This is a genomic window from Streptomyces sp. NPDC056373, assembly GCF_042262425.1.
GTDB lineage: Bacteria > Actinomycetota > Actinomycetes > Streptomycetales > Streptomycetaceae > Streptomyces.
The window spans coordinates 176,337-198,503 of the sequence record NZ_JBHJPX010000001.1 but is presented as its reverse complement, the minus strand read 5'-3'; the positions used below and the strand labels follow the sequence as shown (position 1 = coordinate 198,503).

Here is a 22,167-nt window from a genome sequence, read left to right as displayed (position 1 = left end):
GGACCTCGGCCCCGCCCTTGGGCCTGCGCACGGACGACGTCCTGGAGGCCGTCGCCCGCCCCGAGGCAGTGCCCACCGGGACCTCGGCCCTGCCCTTGGGCCTGCGCACGGACGACGTCCTGGAGGCCGTCGCCCGCCCCGAGGCAGTGCCCACCGGGACCCCGGCCCCGCCTCTCGGCCTGCGCACGGACGACGTCCTGGAGGCCGTCGCCGGGCTCGTGGACAAGTCCGTGCTCTGCCGGGAGCCCGGGCCCGGCGCTGTGCGCTACCGGCTGCTCGACACCCTGCGGCAGTACGGTCTCGAGCAGTTGCGGCGGAGCGCCGGGCAGGAGGAGGCCGCCCGGCGGCGCCAGCGCGACTGGACGGCGCGGCGGGCCGAGGAGTGCGAACGCGGCTGGTTCGGACCGGGGCAGCCGGAGACGGCCGCCCGGCTGCTCGCCGACCGGGACAACCTCCGCGCCGCCCTCGACTTCAGCCTCTCCACCCCCGGCGAGGCCCTCGCCGGGCTGCGTCTGGCCGGCACACTCTGGTTCCACTGGCACGCCTGCGGCGCCTCCCGCGAAGGCCTGTACTGGCTCGACCGGGCCCTGGCCGCCGCCCCCGGACCGACCCGGGAACGGGCCCGCGGGCTGTGGGTCGCCGGGCTGCTGGCCGCCGCCACCCGGGACTTCCCCCGGGGCCGCCGCCACGCCACCGACGCCCTCGCCCTCGCCCTCGCCCTCGGCGACGACGCCGAGGCCGCGCACGCCGAGTACGTCATCGGCGTCATCCGGCTGTTCGGAGACGACCTGCCCGGAGCGCTGCGGCACTTCGAGACCACCGTCGCCCGCGGCCCCGTGCCCGGCCAGCACCTCAGCCTCGCCGGCCTCGACCAGGTCGAACTCGCCTGCGCGCTGGGCTACCTGGGCGAGGCCGAGCGGGCCGTCGAGGTCTGCGAGCGGGCCCTCGCGCTGTGCGAGCGGCACGGCGAACAGTGGGTCCGGTCCTACGTGCTGCGCATCCTCGCCCTCGCCCACACCGTGCGCGGCGACTGGCCCCGGGCCGAACGGCACGCCCGGGAGGCCCTGCGGCTCAAACTCGCCGTCCACGACGTCATCGGCATCGCCCTCACCCTCGATCTGCTCGCGTCGATCGCGACCGCCCGCGGCGACCACGAGCAGGCCGCCGTGCTGCTGGGCGGCGCCGACCGCGTCTGGGCCGACATCGACACCGGCCGATGGGGCTCCCACACCCTCAACTCCGTACGCCGGGACAGCGAGGAGCGGGCGGGCAGGGCCCTCGGACGCGAGGCGTTCGAGCGGGCCCACCGCCGGGGCGCAACCCTGGGTCTCGCGGAACTGGCCGGCCAGGAGCTCCAGGAGCCGGGCCGCCCGCACCCCTCGGAACCCGCCGCCGCGCCCCCGCACGACGACGGCACGGTCCGTCTGACCCGCCGGGAGACCGAGGTCGCCCAGCTCGTCGCCGAAGGGCTCGCCAACCAGCAGATCGCCGACCGCCTGGTGATCGCCCGCCGCACCGCCGAGGGCCATGTGGAACGCATCCTCGGAAAGCTCGGCTTCAGCAACCGCAGCCAGATCGCCGCCTGGGTGACGGCCCAGCGCTGCCCCGCCCCCACCCGCACCCACCCACCCGAGGGGATCACGTGACCACCGCAGAACTCAGCCCGTTCGACCACCGCATGGCCGTCTTCGACTCCGACGAAGGCTTCCTGGCCGCCGCCCTGCCCTTCCTCGGCGAGGGCCTCGACGCCTCCGGCGAACCGCCGCCGGTGGCCATCGCCGCCCCGCACCACCTGGACCTCCTGCGCGACGCCCTCGGCTCCGGGGCGAAGGACGTCACCTGCATCCCGCACACCGACTGGTACACCGGCTCCGCCGCCAACGCCGTCGCCCGGGCCGCCGCGTATCTCGCGGCGCACGCCGGCCCCGGCGGCCGGCTCCACCTCGTCATGGAGCCCGTCTGGAGCGGCCGCGCCGGCCGGTCGGCCCGCGAGACCACCGAGTGGATCCGCTACGAGGCCCTCGCCAACCTCCTCTTCGCCCCCATGGCCACGACCGCCCTGTGCGCCTACGACACCCGCACCGCCGGGCCCGCCGTCGTCGCCGCGGCCCGCCGCACCCACCCCGACACCGAGGTGTACGAGGACCCGCTGCGGCTCGTGGCCGAACTCGACGCCGTGCCGCTGCCGTTGCCGCCGGCCGGAGCGCTGCGCCGTGCGGAGCCGCACGGCGCGACGGTGCAGAGCTGGGCCGTGGGGCGGGGGCTGCCCGTCGCGGACGCCGAGCTGTTCGCCGCGGCCGTGGCGGAGAGCGCGGCGGCCCTCGCCCCCCTCGACGGTGACCTCCTGCTGTGGGGCGACGCCCCCGGCTGCGTCTGCGAACTGCGCTCGGCCCACCGCCTCGACGACGCGCTCGCCGGCTTCGTCCCGCCCGCCGCCGGCCCGGAACCGGGACCGGGACTGTGGTACGCCCGTCAGGTCTGCGCCTACGTGGACATCCGCGACGACGCCGACGGAGCGACGGTCCGTCTCCAGTACGCGTGACCCCCTCACCTGCACAAGCAGGTAGGGGATCGGGTAGTCCTCCCCGTGCGCGGGAGCGCCCGGGGGGATCACCCTGGACCCATGCTGCAACTCTCCGGGCGGCACCACCTCCCCGACCCCGACGCCCACTACGGCCCCTTCCCGCAACCACCGTTGGGAGCGGGGCATCTGAGCGTCGAGTACGCACCCCGGCCCTCCGCCGTCCGTGAGGCACGCGCGGAGGTCCGCAGGCAGTTGGAGTGCTGGGGGCTCGCCGAGCGCGGTGACGTCGCGCAGGTGGCCGAACTGCTCGTCGGTGAACTGGCCACCAACGCCCTGGTGCACGCCCGGAGCCCCTTCCGGCTCACCCTCTTCGCCGCACACGGCCTCCTGCGCTGCGAGGTCGCCGACACCGAACGCCGTGTGCCGCGGGTGCTGGACGCGGGCACGGGGGAGAGCGGCCGTGGAATGTTCCTGGTGGACGCGCTCGCCCGGCGCTGGGGCTGTCACCGGGACGGGTCGGGCAAGACCGTGTGGTTCGAGCTCGGCACGTGCGGATCGGACGGCTGCGGTCGGCGGCAGCCGTAGCGCTCCGCCGGGCCTGACCGGGCAGGGTGTCCTACGGGCATCGAGTGAAGATCCGGTCAGGCCCTCTTGTCCCGCGGGCGTCTTTGGGATTTCTTGACCTGCATGGCGGACACCACGGACAACACCACGGAGCACGAGGCCACCCACCCCCCACAGCCCCGGAAAGCGAGTTGGAAACACATCGGTCCGGGCATCGTCGTCGCGGCGACCGGGGTCGGTGCCGGTGACCTCGTCGCCACGCTGATCGCGGGCAGCAACTTCGGCTACACCCTCCTGTGGGCCGCGATCATCGGCTGTCTGGTGAAGATCTCCCTGGCCGAGGCGGCGGGCCGCTGGCACCTGTCCACGGGCCGCACCCTGTTCGACGGCTGGGCGAGCCTGGGCCGCTGGACCACCTGGTTCTTCGCGGTCTACGTCGTGGTCTGGGGCTTCGTGTACGGCGCGGCGGCCATGTCGTCGAGCGCGCTGCCGTTGCAGGCGCTGTTCCCGGACGTGATGGACCTCAAGTGGTGGGGCATCGCCTGTGGTCTGGTCGGCCTGGTCTTCGTCTGGTTCAACAAGTACGCGGTGTTCGAGAAGGTCATGACCGTCCTGGTGGGCGTCATGTTCGTGGTGACGGTGTACCTGGCGATCCGGGTCACGCCGAACATCGCCGACGCCTTCGCCGGGCTCCTGCCGGTGCTGCCGGACGAGAAGGACTCGATCCTCAACACCCTCGGCCTGATCGGCGGTGTGGGCGGCACGATCACCCTGGCGGCGTACGGCTACTGGGTCAACGCCAAGGGCTGGACCGACACCGGCTGGATGAAGGTCATGCGCCTGGACAACCGCGTCGCCTACGCCACCACCGGCATCTTCGTCATCGCCATGCTGTTCGTCGGCGCGGAGCTGCTGCACTCCGCGAACGTCGCCATCGCCAGTGGTGACAAGGGCCTGATCCAGCTGGGTGACATCCTGGAGAAGGAGTACGGCCCGGCCACGGCGAAGTTCTTCCTGATCGGCTTCTTCGCCACGTCGTTCACCTCGCTGATCGGCGTCTGGCACGGCGTGAGCCTGATGTTCGCCGACTTCGTGGCCCGCCTGTCGGGCACGGGCCGGGCGAAGGGCGAGGAGGTCGCCTCGGGGACACGCGAGCGCTCCTGGCCGTTCCGCGCCTACCTGCTCTGGCTGACCTTCCCGCCGATGATCCTGCTCTTCGAGGGCCAGCCCTTCCGCCTGATCATCATCTACGGCGTCCTCGGCGCGGCGTTCCTGCCCTTCCTCGCCGGCACGCTGATCTGGCTCCTCAACACCTCCCGCACGCCCCGGGAGTGGCGCAACGGCCCCCTCAGCAACGTCATGCTCGCCGTCGCCGGCCTGCTGTTCCTGATCCTGTGCGTGAAGCAGATCTGGGACCAGCCGTGGGGGGAGTTCTTCTAGGGCCGGGGGCAGGGAGAATGGCCGGGTGACCCAGCAGCCACCGCCCCCCGGTCCCGGCTTCGGCCCGCCCCCGCCGCACTACGCGCCGGGGCCGCCCCCGTACGCGGCCCCGCAGCAGCCGCCGTACGCCCAGGCGCCGCAGCAGCAGCCGTATGCCCAGGCGCCGCAGCAGCAGGCGTACGCCCAGGCCCCGCCGCAGCCGGCGGCGGACGGCCCGGACTTCCTGGCCGTCGACAAGCGCAACGCGGTCGTCGTCGACGCGTCGGGCGTGGCCTTCGAGTCGTCCGGTCTGTCGATCGAGTTCCGCTGGCCGGAGATCCGCAGCGTCCACTACCAGGCGAGCCCGAACGGCAAGGCGCTGATGGTCGCCGTGATCCACAGGGACGGCCGGTTCTTCGAGTGCGTGGTGGAGGCCAAGCCCCGGACGCGGCTCCAGGAGTGGTTCCCGCAGCTGGCCTGGGTGCTGGGCCACTACCGCCCGGCGGGGTGAGGCAGCCCCTCGACCCCGCCGGCGCTGTCAGCCGCGGCTACGGCAGCCCGTGCACGTGCTGTCCCACCGCGCTGGACCAGGCATTGCCCGCCGTGGCGTCCCAGTTGGTAGACCAGGTCATCGCACCGCGCAGGTCGGGGTACGTCCGCGGCGGCTTGAAGGTGCCGCAGCCGGTGGCCCTGGTCAGACAGTCCAGGGCGTTGTTCACCACGCTCGGCGAGACGTAGCCGCTGCCCGCCCCGCGCGTCGAGGCCGGCAGGCCCAGACCCACCTGGGACGGGGCGAGGCCGTTCTCCAGCTGGATGCAGGCCAGGGCCGTCAGGAAGTCGACCGAGCCCTGGCTGTAGACCTTGCCGTCGCAGCCGAGCATGGAACCGCTGTTGTAGTACTGCATGTTGACGACCGTGAGGATGTCCTTCACGTTCAGCGCGGTCCGGAAGTAGCCGTTGGACGTGGACTGCATGTCGATCGTCTGCGGTGCCATCGTCAGGACGAGCGAGGGTCCCGCCTTCGCCGACAGGGCGCGCAGCGCCTGCGTCATGTACGTCGCGTTCAGGCCGTTCTCCAGGTCGATGTCGACGCCGTCGAAGCCGTACGTCTGCATCACGGAGTACACGCTGTTCGCGAAGCCGGCCGCCGACGCGGCGTCGTTGACCGACACCGTGCCGCGCTCGCCGCCGACCGAGATGATCACCTTCTTGCCCGCCGCCTGCTTCGCCTTCACGTCCGCCTTGAACTGGTCGGGCGTGTAGCCGTTCAGGCCGGCCGAGTCCAGGGTGAAGGACACCGCCCCGGGCGTGCCGGTCGCGTCGGCGAAGGCCACCGCGATGATGTCGTAGGCGGCGGGGACGTCCGAGATGCGCTGGACCGTCGCTCCGTTGCCGAAGTTCTGCCAGTAGCCGGTCACCGCGTGCCGGGGCAGGGCGGGGCCCGGCCCGTTCGGCTTGTTCGTGGTGCCCGTCACCGCCGCCGACTTCGGCGACTCACCGGCCCCGTTCGTCGCCGTGACCTGGAAGGAGTACGACGTCGAGGCCGCGAGCCCGGTCACCGTCGCCGCGGTGCCGGAGACGGCCGTCACCTTCGTGCCGTCGCGGTAGACGGTGTAACCCGTCGCTCCCGGGACCGTGTTCCATGCCAGGGAGACCGAGGAGGACGTGCTGCCCGAGACGTTCAGGCCGCCCGGCGCGGACGGGATCGTGGGGCCCGGGTCCGTGCCCCCGCCGCCGTCGGGGCCGAACACCGACACGTCGTCCGCGTAGTAGGCCGCCTGCCCGTACCAGCCGTGGGTGTACACCGTCACCGAGGTCGTCGAGGAGCCCGTGGTGAAGGTGGTGGACAGCTCCTTCCAGGAGGAGGAGTCGGGCGTCCAGGTGGACACGTCCGTCGTGCCGGTGCCCGTCACGCCGAGGTAGGCGTACCCGCCCCGGACCCAGGCGCCCAGCTTGTAGGTCGAGCCGGGCTTCACCCGGACGGTCTGGGAGCACCGGGCGTTGTCCTGGCCCGCGGGGGTCGCCCGCAGCGCGGCCGTGCCGGTGCGGACGGGGGAGGAGACCGTCGCACCGCTGCCCGCCGAGCAGGTCCAGTCGCTCAGGCCCGACTCGAAGCCGGCGTTCCTGATGTTGTCGACGTCGGCGGCGCTCGCCTGGCCGACGGTCGTGAGGGTGAGGGCCAGGGCAGCCGTGACGGCACCCGACCACAGCCGCAGGGATCGTCTGTGTGGGGACATGACAAGAAAATGGTCCAGACCAAAGCGGCTGTCAAGAGGTCCAGACCAACCTGTCGAGCAGCAGGCCCACCGTGCAGCCCGCCGGCAGCACCCCCGTGGACATCCAGAACCCCGCACCCGCGAGGTCCAGCACCCCAGGCCGCAGGGAGAGCAGCAGTACCTGAGCCGCCGCCGGGGCCGCGCACGCCGCCGCCAGGTGCCGCACCGGCATCTCCCGCCACGGCTCCGGATACACCCGCGCCGCCGCCCAGGTGGCCAGCACGACGCACACCAGGTTCGGCAGATGCACCAGCGCCAGCGCGGCCCCGAACGAACCGACGCCCTCCGGGCCGACCAGCGGGTCGTGGATCAGCGTCGTCTGGACGTACCCGGTGAGGACCAGTACGACGATGCCGACGGCCCGGCAGCGCACGAGCGCCATCGGTTGCCCCCGGTGATCTCGAAGAAGAGCAGGGTCGCGAACCCGGCCGTGGCCATGCCGCACCCGGCGACCAGGGCCAGTGCCTGGAGCACCGGGGACCAGCTGCCCCGGCCCGCGACCGTCGCCGTGCCCCCGGGATCGCGGGGGTCGTAAAACCAAGGCCCATCGTCACCACCAGGTCCGCTGGGCCCACCGCCCGGAACCGCCCGGGCTCGCCGGGACGACCGGCAAGATGCTCAACCTGCCCCGTTTTGACGCCTCTTGTGCAACGGCAGTTGCTCTCCAGCTACACAAACGCTGTTCTCCGGTCACAGAGGCGTGGATACAGTGCTGAGGTAGTCACGCAGTGAAGTCGACACGGTGCGCCGGAGTGACACCCGGCGTTCCGACCGGCATGGGGAAACGGGGAGCTGCGCGTGCCAACTGCCATTGCCGTGACCAGCGCCGACATGGCGCTGCCACCACAGGACGAACGCACCCTGCCCGCCGTCGTGCTGCGGGACGTCGACCGGCGCCCCCTGGAGCAGGCGCTGGCCGAGATGCAGGCCCTGGTCGAACACCACGGCCATGTGATCGTGGTCTGCTCACAGGCCGCGCCCACCGCGGTGCAGCGACGCCTGCACACCCTGCGCTCCCTCATGGAGAGCGACCGCATCGCCCTGTTCCGGCCGGACCTGCCACCGCTCGGACTCGCCGTCCTGGCCCGCCAGTTACGTCAGCTCGCCTCCTGCGACATCAGCCCCGGCGTGCTCGCCTCGGCCGGCCGGCTGCTCGTGCACTACATCCACGCCGGCGCGCTGCTGAACTCCGTCGCCCGCCTCGACCGCGTCCCCGTCGGCCTGAAGTCGCACGCCAAGTCCTGGGTGCCCGGCAGCCAGTTCGGCGTCCTCGCCCACCCGGAGCCGCACCTCGTGAGGATCACCCCCGAGGCCCAGCTGCCCGGACCGGAGTTCGGCACCTGGATGCTGGTCGCCAAGGGCCAGCTCCCCTCCGACTGGGTCACCGGCACCCTCGCCCCCTCCTGGAAGGTGCAGGGGCTGCGCGAGACCCCCCTCCCGGCCGAATCACCCGGCTGGTGGGGCACCGCCAAGCTCGTCGAGTTCTGCAGCTACCTGCCCGACCTGTCCGTCCTCTACCAGCTGGTCACCTCCGTACGGCGCAGCCGGTGCCACTGGTGCGGCATCGACGTCATCGGGGACCGCTGCGTGTTCTGCTCGGCCACGCCACCCGTCCACGACAGCCCGCCCCACCAGCAGCTCGAGAGCCGAACGGCCGTCGGCTGAGGCCTGACACCGCTCGTCAGCACTGTTCCGATCCCGCTCGACCGATATCCCAACGAGGTTGTACGGCTCATGAACTCCCGTCAGCGCCGCGGCGTGATTCTCCTGCTCCTGTCGGTCCTCTGCGCCCTCGGCGCCTTCGCCGGCGTGCTCTCCGTCATCAGCGACGTGGAGTCGAAGGTCGGCCCCGAGGTGACCGCCTACCGGCTCAAGTCCGAGGTGCCGCCCTACACCACCCTCAGCACGGGCCAGTTCGAGAAGATCAAGATGCCCGAACGGTGGCTGTCCGACAACGCGGTCACCGACCTGCGGGAGATACAGGGCAAGATCGCCGTCACCACGCTGCGGGCGGGCTCCCTGCTCCAGTCCGACATGATCGTCCGCCGGCCGGCCCTCCAGCCCGGCCAGCAGGAGGTCGCCATCATGATCGACGCGGCGACCGGCGTGGCCGGCAAGATCACGCCCGGTGCCTCGGTCAACGTCTACGCCACCTTCGAGGGCGCACGCGAGGGCGACCCCGACCAGTCGAAGATCATCGTCACCGCGGCCAAGGTCCTCGACGTCGGCGAACTCACCGCGCTCAGGCCCGACGAGAACAACCGAACCCAGCAGCCCACCGACGCCGTGCCGATCACCTTCGCACTGTCCGCCCTCGACGCCCAGCGCATCACCTACGCCGAGTCGTTCGCCAAGCGGGTCCGGCTCGCCCTGGTCGCGCCCGGCAGCGACACCACCGTCCCCGAGAAGGACCGGACGTACGAACTCGCGAAGGACAAGTGAGAGGCCGCCATGCCCACGAGGATCCTCCCGGCCGTCGGTGACACGGACGCGGTCCGGTCGATCACGACACTGCTCAGCCAGCTCCCGGACGCCGAGCCCGTCGCCCCCGTGGTCGACTCCACCCAGCTCATCGACACCCTGGCCCGGCTGGCCGCCGAGTCGGTCGACGAGCTGCCGGAGGTCGTGATCGTCCACGAGCGGATCGGCCCGGTCCCCGCGCTGGAACTGATCCGCGAAGTGGCCCTGCGCTTCCCGGCCGTCGGCGTCATCCTCGTCACCTCCGACGCGAGCCCCGGCCTCTTCCAGGCCGCCATGGACTACGGCGCCCGCGGCCTGGTCGCCCTGCCCCTCGGCTACGAGGAACTCGCCAGCCGCGTCCAGGCCGTCGCCCAGTGGTCCACCGGCGTACGGCGGCACCTGGGCGCCGGCGGCGACGTCTTCACCGGCGTCGGCGGCACCGTCGTCACCGTCAGCGGCGCGAAGGGCGGCGCCGGAGCCACCCTCACCGCGATCCAGCTCGCGCTCGCCGCACAGGCCTCCGGCCGCAGCACCGCCCTGGTCGACATGGACCTCCAGACCGGCGACATCGCCTCCTACCTGGACGTCCAGTTCCGCCGCTCCGTCGTCGACCTCGCCGCCATCACCGACATCTCCCCGCGCGTCCTCGCCGACGCGGTCTTCCGCCACGACACCGGCGTCGCCCTGCTGCTCGCCCCCGCCGAGGGGGAACGCGGCGAGGACGTCACCGACCGCGCCGCCCGGCAGATCGTCAGCGCCCTGCGCTCCCGCTACGAGGTCGTCGTCATCGACTGCGGCGCCCAGCTCGGCGGCGCCGGCGCGGCGGCCGTGGAGATGGCCGACCGGGCCCTGCTCGTCACCACGCCGGACGTGGTCGCCGTACGGGGCGCGAAACGGGCCGTGCGGATGTGGGACCGGCTGCAGATCCGCAAGGCCGAGGAGACGACCGTCGTCGTCAACCGGCACTCGCGCGGTACGGAGATCCAGCCGCCCCTGATCCAGAAGATCACCGGCACGGCTGTCGCGGCCACCGTGGTCCCCGCCAACTTCAAGGAACTGCAGAGCGTCGTGGACGCGGGCCGCATCCACGAACTGGAGAACAAGAGCTCCGTCAAGCAGGCCCTGTGGGGACTGGCGGGGGAGCTCGGGCTGGTCAAGGCCCCGGACGGTGCCCAGAAGGGGGGCCGGGGGACGGTGGGATTCCGGCGGAGGAAGGAGGGGTGAAGGTGCCTTTACGGGAGCGGGACAAGGGCCAGGTGACGATCGAGTTCCTCGGGATGACGCCGACGATCATCGTGACGCTGATCGCGCTGTGGCAGGCCGTCCTCATCGGCTACACCTATATCCTCGCGGGCAACGCCGCGGACGAGGCCGTACGGCAGGGGACGGCTGCGGAGCGGGGCGTGCGGCAGGCCGTGTGCGAGCAGGCGGGCAAGGACAAGCTGTCGGACGCGTGGCGTTCCGGGGCCGAGGTGACCTGCGGCGGCTCGGGCTATGTGACGGCCGACGTGGCCCTGGAGGTCCCGGTCCTCTTCCCCGGCACGCTGTCCTTCGGGTTCACGGTCGAAGGCCACGCCGGGGCGGTCGAGGAGGCGAAACCCTGATGACCGGTACCGGGGTCCGCAAAGGACGAGACCGCGGGCAGGTCGCCATCGAGTACATCGGCTTCCTGCCGATCCTGCTGATCGTCGCCCTGGGGGCCGTGCAGCTCGGCCTCATCGCCTACACGGCCCAACAGGCGGGCACGGCGGCCAGGACGGGGGCGCGCAGCGCGTCACTGGAGGGGCCGTACGAGGCGGACTGCCGGGCGGCGGTGAGTAGTTTGCTGACGGTCACCGGATGTCCGGCTTCCTACGGTGCGGACGAGGTCACGGTCACGGCCACCGTGCAGATCCCGTCCCTCGTGCCGGGCTGGGAGTTCGACCCGGCCGTCAAGACCGCCACGATGCCGCGCGACCACTGAGCGACGAGCAAGGAGCACCGCACTCATGAGCCTGCGAGCACGCATCAACACCCCCGAGGAGAACGGCAACCGGGGCGAGGACGGCCACATGGTCGCCTCCTACCGGGCCAAGCTCCTGGAGGAGATCGACCTCGCGGAGATGAGTTCGCTGGCCGCCGCCGAGCGCAGGGCCCGGCTGGAGCGGGTGCTGGGCCACATCATCAGCCGCGAGGGCCCGGTCCTGTCGACGGTGGAGCGCTCGCAGCTGATCCGCAGGGTGGTCGACGAGGCACTGGGCCTCGGCATCCTGGAACCGCTCCTGGAGGACGCGTCCATCACCGAGATCATGGTGAACGGCCCGGACGCGATCTTCGTGGAGCGCGGCGGCCGGGTCGAGCAACTGCCCCTGCGCTTTGCCTCCAACGACCAGCTCATGCAGACCATCGAGCGCATCGTCTCGACGGTCAACCGGCGCGTGGACGAGTCGAACCCGATGGTCGACGCCCGCCTGCCCTCCGGCGAACGCGTCAACGTCATCATCCCGCCGCTGTCCCTGACGGGCGCCACCCTCACCATCCGCCGCTTCCCGCGCTCCTTCACGCTCCATGAGCTGATCGGCCTCGGCTCGCTCGACGAGCCCATGCTGTACCTGCTGGCGGGGCTGGTGCAGGCGAAGTTCAACATCATCGTCTCGGGTGCGACCGGCACCGGCAAGACGACCCTGCTGAACGCCCTGTCGGGCCTCATCCCCGAGGGCGAACGCATCATCACCATCGAGGACTCCGCCGAACTCCAGCTCCAGCAGCCGCACGTGATCCGACTGGAGTCCCGCCCGCCCAACGTCGAGGGCAAGGGGCAGGTGACGATCCGCGACCTCGTCCGCAACTCCCTTCGTATGCGCCCCGACCGGATCGTGGTCGGTGAGGTCCGCGGCGGCGAGTCCCTGGACATGCTTCAGGCGATGTCCACCGGCCACGACGGCTCGCTGGCCACCGTCCACGCCAACAGCGCCGAGGACGCGCTGATGCGCCTGCAGACCCTTGCCTCCATGTCGGACGTGGAGATCCCCTTCGTGGCGCTGCACGACCAGATCAACAGCGCGGTCGACGTCATCGTCCAGCTGACCCGGTTCGCGGACGGCGCCCGCCGCATCACCGAGATCGCGCTGATGGACAGCCACGGCAGTGACCCGTACCGCCTGGTCACGGTCGCCCGTTTCAACGCGCAGCCCATGACCTCCGACGGCCGTATCCACGGGGCCTTCGAGTACCACCCCCTCCCACGCCGCACCGCCGACCGCCTCTACATGGCGAGCCAGCCCCTCCCGCAGGCGTTCGGCATCGCCCGGTCGGCGGACCAGCTAGCCACCCGAGAAGCCAGGTAGGACCGACCGATGGAACTGCGATCGCTCATCACGCTCACGACCGGCGTCACTCTGCTGACCTGCGCCCTCGTGGTCGTCGGCCTGCACTCCTACGCCATGGGCAAGGCACAGCGGCAGGCCCTGGTCGACCGCCTGTCCGCCACGGGCCAGATCCCGGCCGGCGGCCGGCGCCGCAACTTCCGCGGGATCGACCGCCGCCTGCGACGCACCAGGCTCGGCAGGAAACTGGAGCTCCGCCTCGCGGCGACAGGCCTGGACATCACCCCCGGCGAGTTCTTCGTCTACATGCTCGCCACGGTCGCGGGCCTGTGGCTGATCGGCCAGGCGGCCCTCGCACCGTTCTTCGGCCCGCTGGCCGGCCTGCTCGGCATCGGCGTGGCGATCCAGTTTCTCAACTGGCAACGCCAGAAACGCATCGAGAAGTTCATCAACCAGCTCCCCGAGATGGCCCGGATCCTCGCCAACGCCACCCAGGCGGGCCTCGCCCTCCGTACGGCGATCGGCATGGCCGCGGAGGAGATGGAGGCCCCCGCGGGCGAGGAACTCGGCAAGGTGTCCAACCAGTTGGCGGTCGGTGCCTCGATGGACGACGCACTGGGCGAACTGGCCGACCGCCTCCCGTCCCGTGAACTGGTCGTCCTCGTCACCACACTGGTCCTGTCCAACCGGGCCGGCGGACAGGTGGTCAGCGCGCTGCGCAACCTGACGGAGACGCTGGAGGAGCGCAAGGAGACCCGGCGCGAGGTCCGCACCCAGCTCTCCCAGGTCAACATGACGTCGTACGCCGTCCCGGTCCTGGGCGTCGGCTCCCTGTTCCTGATGAACGGGGTGAAGGACGGCGCCCTGGACCGCATGACCGGCTCCGCCTTCGGCCAGGCGGCGGTCATCATCGCCTTCTCGCTCTACGCCGTGGGATTCGTCCTCATCCGCCGCCTGTCCCGCATCGACGTCTGAGAGCACGGAGGCAACCATGATGGGACTGCTGCTCGCCCTCCTGATGGGCCTCAGTGTGTGGGGCGTCTTCGCCGGCCTCCGCATGTACCGCGCGGAGGCCAAACTGCCCGGCGACCTCGCCCTCGCCCTGGAGGTCGGCTCCACCCGCACCGGCGCGGTCGACTCCCTCATCGACCGCCTGGGCATGCGCTACGCACCCGCCGTGCTGCGCCTGATGGGCCCCAAGCAGGTGGCGAAATACCGCCGCAAGATCGACCTCGCGGGCAACCCCGGCGGCCTGACCATCGACCGCTACGCGGCACGCCGTGCGGTCTACGGCTTCCTGGGGACCGTCGGCTTCCTGGTCTTCCTCATGCGCGGCCAGCTGCTGGTCGCCCTGCTCCTGCTGGCCTTCGGGGCGTTCTGGACGGAGGTCGGCATCTGGTCGGCGATCCGCATCCGCAAGGACGTCATCGAACGGACCCTGCCGGACTTCCTGGACGTCCTCGCGGTCGTGGTGAGCGCGGGCCTCGGCTTCCGTCAGGCGCTGGACCGGGTCGCCTCCCGCTACGAGGGCCCCTGGGCCGACGAACTGCGCATCACCCTGCGTCAGATGGACCTCGGCATGAGCCGCCGCCAGGCGTTCGCGGAACTGCGCCGCCGCAACGACTCCGAGCAGGTGGCCATGTTCGTGACGGCGCTGCAGCAGGGGGAGGAACTGGGCGCGCCGATCGTCGACACGCTGGTGTCCCTCGCCAAGGACATGCGGCGTACGGACGCGCAGAACGCCCGCCGCAAGGCGGCCCGGGCCGTCCCCAAGGCCACGATGATGATCACGACCTTCATGGTCCCGGCCACCATGCTCCTGCTCGGCGCCGGCCTGATCCTCGGCTCGGGCACGGACTTCGGCTCGGTGACGGGGAAGTAGGGGAGGGGCGACGGCATGTCGATGACAGGGGAGCGGACGGGGCTGCTGGGCCGTCGCCGCCGCCGGGGCGATCGGACACCGGAGATCACGACGCCCCCGGCGGGAACCGTGCTGCCGGCGCACGTCCGCACGGGTGCCGCGGACGTACCGGTGACATCGGTGACGCCCGCCCTGCCACCGGGGTGGGAGGCGGCGGTGGGCGGTGAGCCGACGCTGCGGATCAAGGGGGGCGGGCGGCGGAAGGCCGGGATACCGGGAGGGGCCGCGGCGGATGCCCCTGCGCCGGCTCCGGTGCCGACGCCTGCGGGCGGCGCACCGGAGGCAAACGCGAACGGTGAGGCGGAACCCCCGGTGCCCGGCCGATCGGCCGCCGCGTTCCCGCAGGGGCCACCCGCGCCCGGCGACGACGGCCGCCCGGCCGGTGCGGTTGGGAACCGGCTCCCGGCCGACGGCGAGGACACCACCCACCCCGCCGGTCCCGCGATCGACATCCAGGTCAACGCCCTGCAGGCCATGTGCCGCCAGGTCTTCGGCTTCCGCCTGGCCATGATCGCCCTGGCCACCCCCACCGCCCTCGTCAACGCGAACGACGGCCTGCCCACCCGCCTGGTCGGCGCGGCCGTGGTCGTCACCTTCATGACCTCCTACGTCCTCTTCCGGGACTGGGAACGCTTCGGCCCACTCCTGCTGCGCCACCCCTCCCTCCTCGCCGTGGACACCCTCTTCGGCGCCCTGCTCCTCATCGCCGCCGGACCCGACAGCACCCTCGCCTACGTCAGTGTCTGCACCCCGCTCCTGGCCGGCCTGGTCTACGGCTGGCGTGGCGCGGCGGTCTTCGCCTCGCTCCAGGCCCTGCTCCTGCTCCTCATCCACGCGGCGCAGGAGGACCCGGCCCCCGGCATCACCGAGTCTGCCCTCCTGCCCGGCCTCTGCGTCATCGCCGGCGCCATCGGCTCCAGCCTCCGCAACCTCATGCTCCGCTTCGGCGCGGCGACCCAGGCCCTCACCACCGTCCAGGCCCGTCTCGCCGTGACCGAAGCGGTCAGCGCCGAACGGGCCCGTCTGGCCCGCGAGATGCACGACTCGGTCGCGAAAACCCTGCACGGCGTCGCCCTGGCCGCCGACGGCCTGACCACCTCGGCGAACGCCGACCGCATGGACCCGGCCCTGGTGAGACAGCAGGCAGCCCTGGTCGCCCGTTCCGCCCGCCGGGCCGCCGCGGAGTCCAGGGAACTCCTGGCCGACCTGCGCCGTGAATCGGACCCGTCCCAGGCCACGGACGTCCTGGTCGAACTGGCCGCCCGTACACGCGACTTCAGCACCCGCTCCGGTCTCCCGGCGGTCTACCGCCCCACCGGCGCCCACGCCGTGCCGCCCGTCCCCCCGGCGGTGGCCCGCCAGCTCCTCACCATCGCCTCGGAAGCCATGGAGAACGCCCACCGGCACGCCCGCCCCACCCGCGTCGACGTCAGCGCGGGCGTCCACGGCGACCTGCTCCGCATCAGCGTCTACGACGACGGCCGCGGCCTCCCGCCCGGCACCACCCTCGAACAACTCCGCCGAGCGGGCCACTTCGGCCTGGTCGGCATGGTCGAACGAGCCGCCTCGGTCGGCGCCCGCATCCGCATAGGCCGCGGCGGCCACTCCCAGGGCACGGAGGTCCGCCTGGAACTCCCCCTGGCCGCCTTGACCACCCCGACCGCATGACCCCACGACCCGAGAGGAGGCCCCTGATGCCGGACCAGACGCCCCACCCCACCGGCGCCCCGCAGCCGCCACCGCACCACCCGTTCGCCGACCTCCCGCAACCGGTGCAGCCGGTGCGTCGCCTGCGGGTCGTCGTGGCGGACGACAACCCGGTCGTCCGGGCCGGCCTCACCGCCCTGCTCTCCGGCCGCGCGGACATCGAGGTCGTGGCGGAGGCCACCGACGGCCGCCAGGCCTACGACGCCGCCCAGCAGCATCGCCCCGACGTCGTCCTCCTGGACGTCCGCATGCCCGGCGTGGACGGCATCTCGGCCCTGCCCTACCTGGTACAGATCGCGCCGGTGGTGATGCTGACCTACAGCAGGGAGTCGGAAATCGTCCAGGAGGCCCTGCGGAGGGGTGCGGGCGGCTACCTGGTCCACGGCGAGTTCACGGCCGACCAGCTGGTCGAGGCGGTACGGGACATCAGGGAGGGCCGGGCCCACTTCACCCCCACGGCAGCGGGCGCCCTGCTGGCCCAACTCCGCCAGGACCAGAACCCGGCCCCGCCGCTGCCGGAAGGTCTGGGCCGCTCATCGAGTGCGACTGCATACGGAATTTCCACTTCCGCAAAATCGTATAGTCGACCTCAAGAACCCTTCCTGTCAGCGCAATTAACCCCACCCTCCGCCCCGCCCCCACTCGTTTCTCCAGAAAACCTTTCGCAAATGCAACCGCATGTGGGACAGTCTTCGTCTGAGTGGACGAGTGGCCGTCCGGCCGCTCCCGACAGGTCGCGGTTCCAACTGAGCACGAGGGAGGCGGAGATCATGGACCTCATCGCGTCCGGCATGAACAACCAGCAGATCGCCGCCACGTGCTTCATCAGCGAGAAGACCGTCAAGAACCACATCAACCGCATCTTCGCCAAGCTGCACAGCACCAGCCGCTCCGAGGCCGCAGCGAAGTGGATCGGCACAGCGCCGGACACGCGTCAGGGACTGGGGTGACCTCAGGTGACGCGTTGGGGGAACAATGGAGGCTTGGGCCCGGTCGATTGGGCCCGGAGTTGGGCCCAGGGGCCCTCTTGCGGACAGTGCGTTCCGCCGTACGTTCCTCGTGTCGAGAGCGACACAGCCGAACCTGGAGGGGAACACCATGAGCGACCTGATGCTGAAGACCGCCGTCGCGACCAAGGTCCGTGTGAACGGCTGGAAGAACACGACGGTCGAGGCGATGCAGCGCCGCTCCGCCGACAAGGGACAGACGGCGGTCGAGTACCTGGGCATCATCGCGGTGGTGGTGGCGATCGTGCTGGCTATTACGGGCACCAGCATTGGCAGCACAATCCTCGACAGGATCACGAACCTGATCAACCGGGTCGGGAATTGACACGACCTCGCAGCTACGGCGACGCAGGGCAGGCCTTCCCCATCTACATCACGGTGGTGGGGGGCCTGCTCTTCCTTGCGCTCGCCTACTTCGCGGTCGGCCAGGCCACCGTGAACCGGGGTGGCGCCCAGACGGCTGCCGACGCCGCGGCGCTTGCGGCGGCTCAGGACGCTCGGGAGCAGCTTGCAGGCAAGTGGGTCGAAGCCGTTCTCGACCCCGACAAGTGGCCGGACATCTTCAATGGCGACGTACAGCTGGTGGGTGACCCGTGCTTACGCGCGTCTCAGCTGGCCGGCCACAACGACGCTGACGTCCAGGGGTGTTCGAGCACTGGAGTGCCCATGGGCTACGACGTCATCGTGCAGACGCGAAAGCCCATGGGGGAATCGATAGTCCCCGTCACGGCGCAGAGGAGGTCGACGGCCAGTGCCAAGGCCGTCATCGAGTTCCGCTGCGAGTTCAATCCCCTTGCCGAAAACGCAGGAGACGATGAGCTCCCTCGCCTCACCTGCGGCGGTAAGAACTGGGATTTGAAACCGGACGATCTCACTGACCTTCCGGAACCCGAGGATCTTTTCGACGTCCACTTGGCCGACTCAGAAGCGAACGACGAGTGATGAAGGAAGCGGAGAGATGAGCATGGGGTTCACTGAGAGGGCCCGCACGAGGATGGTCGCGTTGACCGTCGCTGCCGGTCTTGCCATGGCCGCGGTCGGCTGCGGTGGTGGTGGCGACGACAAGAAGCCGGACACCTCGGCCTCCGCTTCCAAGGACCGCGGCTCCGCCCCGAGCGCTCAGGAGGGGAAGGCGGAGGCCCCACTGGCCGAACTCAAGGGCAAGGACGGCCTACTCCTTCAAATCACGTCGGCGCAGAGTGACACGGGTGGATTTCTTACCGTGAACGGCCAGTTCAAGAATGACGGATCCGGTTCACTGGTGATCCCGTCGGCACTTCGCGGTGATGAGACGGAGATTGTCAAGCACGGCACATCACTCGGCGGCGCGACCCTCGTGGACTCGAAGGGTAAGAAGCGCTATTACGTGCTGCGCGATACCGACGGGCGGCCACTGACGACTACGGGACTCACAACGATCGAGTCCGGACAGACCATCCCCGTCTTCATCCAGTTCCCTGCACCGCCCGCGGGCGCAACTGACGTCACACTCCAGGTCCCGACGTTCTCCAGCGGCACCATCAAGATCTCCGGGTGAGGCCGGCCATGAAGACCCGTACTCGATCGGCGACTCCACGCCTCGCCCTGGTCCTCACCGCCGCCGGCCTCATGGTCGCCACGAACCTCTACGGCGCCGTCTCGGCCCATGCCGACGAAACTCCCGGCGTGCCCCCAGGTTCCGAGGCCTCCGCCTCCGCTCCCGTCGAGGTCGACCCCAACGACCCGGACCTGAAGCTCCCCGAAGGCGCCACCCTCGCCGAACCCAAAGTCCTCGACATCAAACAGGTCGTAGAAGACCAAAGCGGCGACGAACGCCGCGAAGACACCAACGCCGACGTCAAATTCGCCCTCCAGGCCGAGGTCCTCTTCGGCAAGGACAGCGCGAAACTCAGCGGCGAGGCGAAAGCTCGAATTTCCGCGATCGCCGAGGAGATCAAGAAGCAGAACGCGACCAAGGTCCGTGTCTTCGGTTTCACGGACAACCTCGGCTCCTCCGCACACGGCGACGTCCTCTCCAAGAAGCGCGCGGACGCCGTACAGAACGTCCTCGACCAGGAACTCACCGCCTCCGACGTCACGTACGAGGTCCGCGGCTACGGCGAGCAGTACCCCATCGCCGACAACTCCTCGGAGACCGGCCGCAAGAAGAACCGCCGCGTCGAGGTCTCCTTTCCGCGCACAGAGAGCTGAGTCACCGCAAATGGGCCCAGGGTTGGGGCCACGGACCCATGTGCGAGTGATCGACGTTCCTTAGCCTCGGCTCGGTATCCGTCCTGAACGGCCGTTTATCGAGCTGAGCTGAGGTCGCGCATGTCCCCTGCCGGTGACCGGATACCCCCGTACGGAACGGGGGGCGCACAGAACAGCCCGTCCTGGGTCCGGCGTTCGCCGTTGCCGAGGGAACTGGGCTGGGCGCAGGTACTGCTGTGGGTGCAGTTCGCGCTGACGGCGGTCTACGTGGTCACCGTGCTGTCGGTGGTGACGTACTACTCCGGGGAGATCTTCGGGATCCTGGTGTACGACTCGCTGCCCAGCGTGGCCGGGGTCTACCTGGCCCGGCGCGAGTGGCGGGGCGGGGTATGGACGAGCCGCGCACTGATCGCCGTACAGGCGTGGATCGTGTGGCTGTCGTTCGGCACCCTGATGCACGGCGATCTGCGCGGCATCACGCAGGCGGCGTTGCCGGTGGCGGTCATCGTGCTGTTGCGCCGTGCCCGGTCGCGTGAGTGGTTCGAGAGCGCTCCTGAGGACAGGGAGGAGCGGCGGCCGTTCAGCCTGGAAAGAATGATCCGCTGGCGCCGGGACGAGGGCCAGACCGCGGTGGAGTACGCGGGGCTCATCGCGGTGGTGGCGGCGATCATCGTCGCGCTGTCGGTGGGCGGCCTCGGCGGGCGCATCGCCGACGGCATCCAGTCGGCCATCTGCTCGGTGACGGGCACGGCCTGCCCCGCTCCACAGGGCGACGGTACGGAGACGGGCGCGACGGGGGACAACGACGCCGCCCACCAGGGCGATGCGGACGCCGGCGCCGACGGCGGCAACGGCGCGGACCCGGACGGCGGCGCTCACGCGGACGGCGGTGCGGGCGCAGACGGCGGCACGGGCACGAACGGCGATGCGGGCACCCAGGGCGACTCCGGAACCCGGGGCGGCGCGGGCGGCCAGGAAGGCACGGAAGCCGACGGCGGCACCGAAGCCGGCGACGGTACGAGCACAGGCACGGGCGTCGGTGACACGGGCAGCAGCGGCATCCCCGCGTCGGCCCAGCTCATCACCTACGACGGCGCGGAGCCGAACGACACGATTCCCCTCGCTCCCGGCCCCTTCGAGGACAAGTCCCTCTGGGACGACGTGCATGACCAGGAACGTCACGACAGGACGTTCATGGACCATGTCCGGGGCTTCTTCGTGGCCCCGACCAAGAGCTTCCTGGCCGACACCATGGACGTCGTCACCGACCCGGTCGGCTCGGTCAAGGACACCTGGAACGGCCTGAAGGGCTACACCACCGACTGGTGGGGCGACAAGTCCGACGAGCTGGGCGAGAAGTGGGACAAGGGGGAGTACCTCTCCTCCGTATGGGGCTGGGTCAACTCGCCCGAGGACTTCGTGTCTGACCTGGCGATCGACACGTTCGTCGACAAGGAGAACTGGGAGAAGGGCAACTACGGCGCCTCCATCGGCAACACCGTCGTCAACGTCGTCGGCATCTTCAGCCCGAAGACCATCACGAAGTTCACCAAGTTCAAGAAGCTGGCCGAGGTCGGGGAAGCCCTCGACAAGGCGGCCGACGCGGCGGAGAAGGCGCGCAAGGCGGCCAAGGCGGGTGATGCCGAGGGCGCTCGGAAGGCGGCGAAGGACGCAGACGAGGCGGCGGACGCGGCCGAGAAGCGGGCCCGGGAGTCGGGCTGCACCATCGCTGCGCCGGCCCGCAAAATCCCCTACGGCGGAAACCCGCCAGGAATCACCACCGGCCTCACCGGCTCCTCCGGCACAGGCACCACGATCCTCGCCGCCGGCCCGTCCGACTCCCCGTACGTCATCCTCGCGGAGGGCGGCTGCGACGAGGACGCCAAGGAGCAGGCGAGGGAGGCCCGCGAGCAAGCGGACGAGGCGGACAAGGCCGCAGACGGGGCCGAGTTGGCGGATCGCCATGAGGCCGCCAGGAAGGCACTCGACGAGGGGGGCGTCCAGCACGCGCCGCGAAAGATCGACGAGTTCGTTCAGCGTGCAAAGGACAACCCGGATGCGGAAAAGAAGGAGATCGGCACGGAGGATGCGGCCCGGGCGCTGGACGAGATATCCAAGCTGGCCAGGACGACGAGCATCTCCAAGGAGGCACGTTCGTCGCTGACCAGCAAGGTCACGAACGCCAAGAACACCGACGAGCTCAGCCAGGCACGTGCTGAGCTGAACGCCGTCCAGCGGGTCGCCAACGACGAGGCAGCACCTGGCACGACCGTGCACACCGCTGTCGGCAAGGATTTCGGCAAGGAGAACGTCGACCTCGGCAACGGGGAAACGGTGAACCTTTCTGAGATCAACGACGCAGACGTGCTCTATCGGGGTAAGGACGGCAAGGTTCACGCCGTGGAGGTCAAGAACACAGGTAATGCCACTATCAAGGCCGACTTCGAACGGCAGGTCGAGGATCTGTCTACCTGGCAAGGGAAGGGCAGCGCAGGCAGGGCTACACGTGTCGAGATCGAGACCACTGATAAATGGACGAATATCTTCAGTGGTTACAAGAGCGGCAAGCGGGACGGCGTCAAGTACAAGCCCGAGGGGACACCGGCCGGAACAATGGCGAAAAACGGGGTACCCGTACGGATCGCAGGTACGGACATCTCCCCGAGCCAGCTCAAGCGGATGGAGGCAGAGATCCAGGCCCGAAAGCAGGCTGGGACGATGGATTGGTCCAGGATGAAGAATCCGAAGGAAGCGATGGATTACCTGGGCGTCTCATGATGCCAGCGCCTCGGAA

At 70.5% G+C, this 22,167-nt stretch carries 22 protein-coding genes; 20 read left to right on the top strand and 2 right to left on the bottom strand.

Translation table 11 applies throughout. The annotated features are described in order from the left end of the window. The 5 genes from ACFCXS_RS00950 to ACFCXS_RS00930 all read left to right on the top strand — a co-directional run. On the top strand, positions 1 to 1,646 hold a 1,646-nt coding region (locus ACFCXS_RS00950), incomplete at its 5' end, for a LuxR C-terminal-related transcriptional regulator (RefSeq protein ID WP_376640629.1). Beyond that, a complete protein-coding gene (locus ACFCXS_RS00945) occupies positions 1,643 to 2,542 on the top strand; it encodes an anti-sigma factor RsbA family regulatory protein (RefSeq protein ID WP_376640627.1) in 900 nt (299 codons plus the stop codon). The genes ACFCXS_RS00950 and ACFCXS_RS00945, both read left to right, overlap by 4 nt. 81 nt (positions 2,543 to 2,623) lie before the next feature. Then, entirely contained in the window at positions 2,624 to 3,109 is a 486-nt protein-coding gene (locus tag ACFCXS_RS00940) for an ATP-binding protein (RefSeq protein ID WP_376640625.1), read from the top strand. 102 nt (positions 3,110 to 3,211) lie between these two features. Continuing rightward, positions 3,212 to 4,528 carry an Nramp family divalent metal transporter gene (locus ACFCXS_RS00935; RefSeq protein WP_376640623.1) on the top strand — a complete coding sequence of 439 codons (1,317 nt, stop codon included), beginning with the start codon at positions 3,212 to 3,214 and terminating at the stop codon, positions 4,526 to 4,528. Between the two features lie 25 nt (positions 4,529 to 4,553). Continuing rightward, the gene (locus ACFCXS_RS00930; RefSeq protein ID WP_376640622.1) at positions 4,554 to 5,018 is read left to right on the top strand and encodes a hypothetical protein; all 465 of its coding nucleotides are present in this window, start codon (positions 4,554 to 4,556) and stop codon (positions 5,016 to 5,018) included. A 37-nt stretch (positions 5,019 to 5,055) separates the two neighbouring features. Here the strand turns inward: ACFCXS_RS00930 and ACFCXS_RS00925 are convergent, their stop codons facing one another. Both ACFCXS_RS00925 and ACFCXS_RS00920 read right to left on the bottom strand, forming a co-directional pair. Beyond that, entirely contained in the window at positions 5,056 to 6,744 is a 1,689-nt protein-coding gene (locus ACFCXS_RS00925; protein ID WP_376640620.1) for a chitinase, read from the bottom strand. A gap of 31 nt (positions 6,745 to 6,775) precedes the next feature. Beyond that, positions 6,776 to 7,165, bottom strand: a complete 390-nt coding sequence (locus ACFCXS_RS00920) for a hypothetical protein (protein ID WP_376640618.1) — start codon at positions 7,163 to 7,165, stop codon at positions 6,776 to 6,778. 449 nt (positions 7,166 to 7,614) lie between these two features. On the opposite strand from ACFCXS_RS00920, the gene ACFCXS_RS00915 reads away from it, so the two are divergent. The 15 genes from ACFCXS_RS00915 (at position 7,615) to ACFCXS_RS00845 (ending at position 22,151) form a co-directional block, all read left to right on the top strand. After that, the gene (locus ACFCXS_RS00915; RefSeq protein ID WP_376641489.1) at positions 7,615 to 8,448 is read left to right on the top strand and encodes a hypothetical protein; all 834 of its coding nucleotides are present in this window, start codon (positions 7,615 to 7,617) and stop codon (positions 8,446 to 8,448) included. Between the two features lie 69 nt (positions 8,449 to 8,517). After that, on the top strand, positions 8,518 to 9,225 hold the full coding sequence (cpaB, locus tag ACFCXS_RS00910) for a Flp pilus assembly protein CpaB (RefSeq protein ID WP_376640616.1): 708 nt from the start codon (positions 8,518 to 8,520) through the stop codon (positions 9,223 to 9,225). Positions 9,226 to 9,234: 9 nt separating this feature from the next. Further along, positions 9,235 to 10,467: a CpaE family protein gene (locus ACFCXS_RS00905; protein WP_376640614.1), complete on the top strand. Its 1,233-nt coding sequence runs from the start codon at positions 9,235 to 9,237 to the stop codon at positions 10,465 to 10,467. Between the two features lie 53 nt (positions 10,468 to 10,520). Then, positions 10,521 to 10,847 carry a pilus assembly protein gene (locus ACFCXS_RS00900; protein WP_376641488.1) on the top strand — a complete coding sequence of 109 codons (327 nt, stop codon included), beginning with the start codon at positions 10,521 to 10,523 and terminating at the stop codon, positions 10,845 to 10,847. After that, on the top strand, positions 10,847 to 11,206 hold the full coding sequence (locus ACFCXS_RS00895) for a TadE/TadG family type IV pilus assembly protein (protein WP_376640612.1): 360 nt from the start codon (positions 10,847 to 10,849) through the stop codon (positions 11,204 to 11,206). The genes ACFCXS_RS00900 and ACFCXS_RS00895 overlap by 1 nt, the downstream gene beginning before the upstream one ends. A 25-nt stretch (positions 11,207 to 11,231) precedes the next feature. Then, positions 11,232 to 12,569: a CpaF family protein gene (locus ACFCXS_RS00890; protein ID WP_376640610.1), complete on the top strand. Its 1,338-nt coding sequence runs from the start codon at positions 11,232 to 11,234 to the stop codon at positions 12,567 to 12,569. A gap of 9 nt (positions 12,570 to 12,578) precedes the next feature. Then, complete coding sequence (locus ACFCXS_RS00885) at positions 12,579 to 13,523, top strand: type II secretion system F family protein (protein WP_376640608.1); 945 nt, start codon at positions 12,579 to 12,581, stop codon at positions 13,521 to 13,523. 19 nt (positions 13,524 to 13,542) lie between these two features. After that, positions 13,543 to 14,430 carry a DUF5936 domain-containing protein gene (locus tag ACFCXS_RS00880; protein WP_376641487.1) on the top strand — a complete coding sequence of 296 codons (888 nt, stop codon included), beginning with the start codon at positions 13,543 to 13,545 and terminating at the stop codon, positions 14,428 to 14,430. 15 nt (positions 14,431 to 14,445) lie between these two features. Beyond that, entirely contained in the window at positions 14,446 to 16,137 is a 1,692-nt protein-coding gene (locus tag ACFCXS_RS00875; RefSeq protein WP_376640606.1) for a sensor histidine kinase, read from the top strand. A gap of 26 nt (positions 16,138 to 16,163) precedes the next feature. Beyond that, positions 16,164 to 17,126 (top strand): response regulator, encoded by a 963-nt coding sequence (locus ACFCXS_RS00870; RefSeq protein WP_376640604.1) that lies wholly within the window; start codon positions 16,164 to 16,166, stop codon positions 17,124 to 17,126. 148 nt (positions 17,127 to 17,274) lie between these two features. Continuing rightward, entirely contained in the window at positions 17,275 to 17,508 is a 234-nt protein-coding gene (locus ACFCXS_RS00865; protein WP_376640602.1) for a Flp family type IVb pilin, read from the top strand. Continuing rightward, positions 17,505 to 18,125, top strand: a complete 621-nt coding sequence (locus ACFCXS_RS00860) for a pilus assembly protein TadG-related protein (protein ID WP_376640600.1) — start codon at positions 17,505 to 17,507, stop codon at positions 18,123 to 18,125. The genes ACFCXS_RS00865 and ACFCXS_RS00860 overlap by 4 nt, the downstream gene beginning before the upstream one ends. A gap of 16 nt (positions 18,126 to 18,141) precedes the next feature. Then, positions 18,142 to 18,720 (top strand): hypothetical protein, encoded by a 579-nt coding sequence (locus ACFCXS_RS00855; protein ID WP_376640598.1) that lies wholly within the window; start codon positions 18,142 to 18,144, stop codon positions 18,718 to 18,720. A gap of 8 nt (positions 18,721 to 18,728) precedes the next feature. Next, positions 18,729 to 19,373 carry an OmpA family protein gene (locus ACFCXS_RS00850; RefSeq protein WP_376640596.1) on the top strand — a complete coding sequence of 215 codons (645 nt, stop codon included), beginning with the start codon at positions 18,729 to 18,731 and terminating at the stop codon, positions 19,371 to 19,373. Positions 19,374 to 19,574: 201 nt separating this feature from the next. After that, positions 19,575 to 22,151: a hypothetical protein gene (locus tag ACFCXS_RS00845; protein ID WP_376640594.1), complete on the top strand. Its 2,577-nt coding sequence runs from the start codon at positions 19,575 to 19,577 to the stop codon at positions 22,149 to 22,151. Positions 22,152 to 22,167 lie beyond the last annotated feature (16 nt).

Coding starts and splice junctions, on each gene's coding strand:
- ACFCXS_RS00940 (WP_376640625.1), top strand. CDS start 2,624: ATGCTGCAACTCTCCGGGCGGCACCACCTCCCCGACCCCGACGCCCAC.
- ACFCXS_RS00935 (WP_376640623.1), top strand. CDS start 3,212: ATGGCGGACACCACGGACAACACCACGGAGCACGAGGCCACCCACCCC.
- ACFCXS_RS00925 (WP_376640620.1), bottom strand. CDS start 6,744: ATGTCCCCACACAGACGATCCCTGCGGCTGTGGTCGGGTGCCGTCACG.
- ACFCXS_RS00920 (WP_376640618.1), bottom strand. CDS start 7,165: ATGGCGCTCGTGCGCTGCCGGGCCGTCGGCATCGTCGTACTGGTCCTC.
- ACFCXS_RS00915 (WP_376641489.1), top strand. CDS start 7,615: ATGGCGCTGCCACCACAGGACGAACGCACCCTGCCCGCCGTCGTGCTG.
- cpaB (WP_376640616.1), top strand. CDS start 8,518: ATGAACTCCCGTCAGCGCCGCGGCGTGATTCTCCTGCTCCTGTCGGTC.
- ACFCXS_RS00905 (WP_376640614.1), top strand. CDS start 9,235: ATGCCCACGAGGATCCTCCCGGCCGTCGGTGACACGGACGCGGTCCGG.
- ACFCXS_RS00900 (WP_376641488.1), top strand. CDS start 10,521: ATGACGCCGACGATCATCGTGACGCTGATCGCGCTGTGGCAGGCCGTC.
- ACFCXS_RS00895 (WP_376640612.1), top strand. CDS start 10,847: ATGACCGGTACCGGGGTCCGCAAAGGACGAGACCGCGGGCAGGTCGCC.
- ACFCXS_RS00890 (WP_376640610.1), top strand. CDS start 11,232: ATGAGCCTGCGAGCACGCATCAACACCCCCGAGGAGAACGGCAACCGG.
- ACFCXS_RS00885 (WP_376640608.1), top strand. CDS start 12,579: ATGGAACTGCGATCGCTCATCACGCTCACGACCGGCGTCACTCTGCTG.
- ACFCXS_RS00880 (WP_376641487.1), top strand. CDS start 13,543: ATGGGACTGCTGCTCGCCCTCCTGATGGGCCTCAGTGTGTGGGGCGTC.
- ACFCXS_RS00875 (WP_376640606.1), top strand. CDS start 14,446: ATGTCGATGACAGGGGAGCGGACGGGGCTGCTGGGCCGTCGCCGCCGC.
- ACFCXS_RS00870 (WP_376640604.1), top strand. CDS start 16,164: ATGCCGGACCAGACGCCCCACCCCACCGGCGCCCCGCAGCCGCCACCG.
- ACFCXS_RS00865 (WP_376640602.1), top strand. CDS start 17,275: ATGAGCGACCTGATGCTGAAGACCGCCGTCGCGACCAAGGTCCGTGTG.
- ACFCXS_RS00855 (WP_376640598.1), top strand. CDS start 18,142: ATGAGCATGGGGTTCACTGAGAGGGCCCGCACGAGGATGGTCGCGTTG.
- ACFCXS_RS00850 (WP_376640596.1), top strand. CDS start 18,729: ATGAAGACCCGTACTCGATCGGCGACTCCACGCCTCGCCCTGGTCCTC.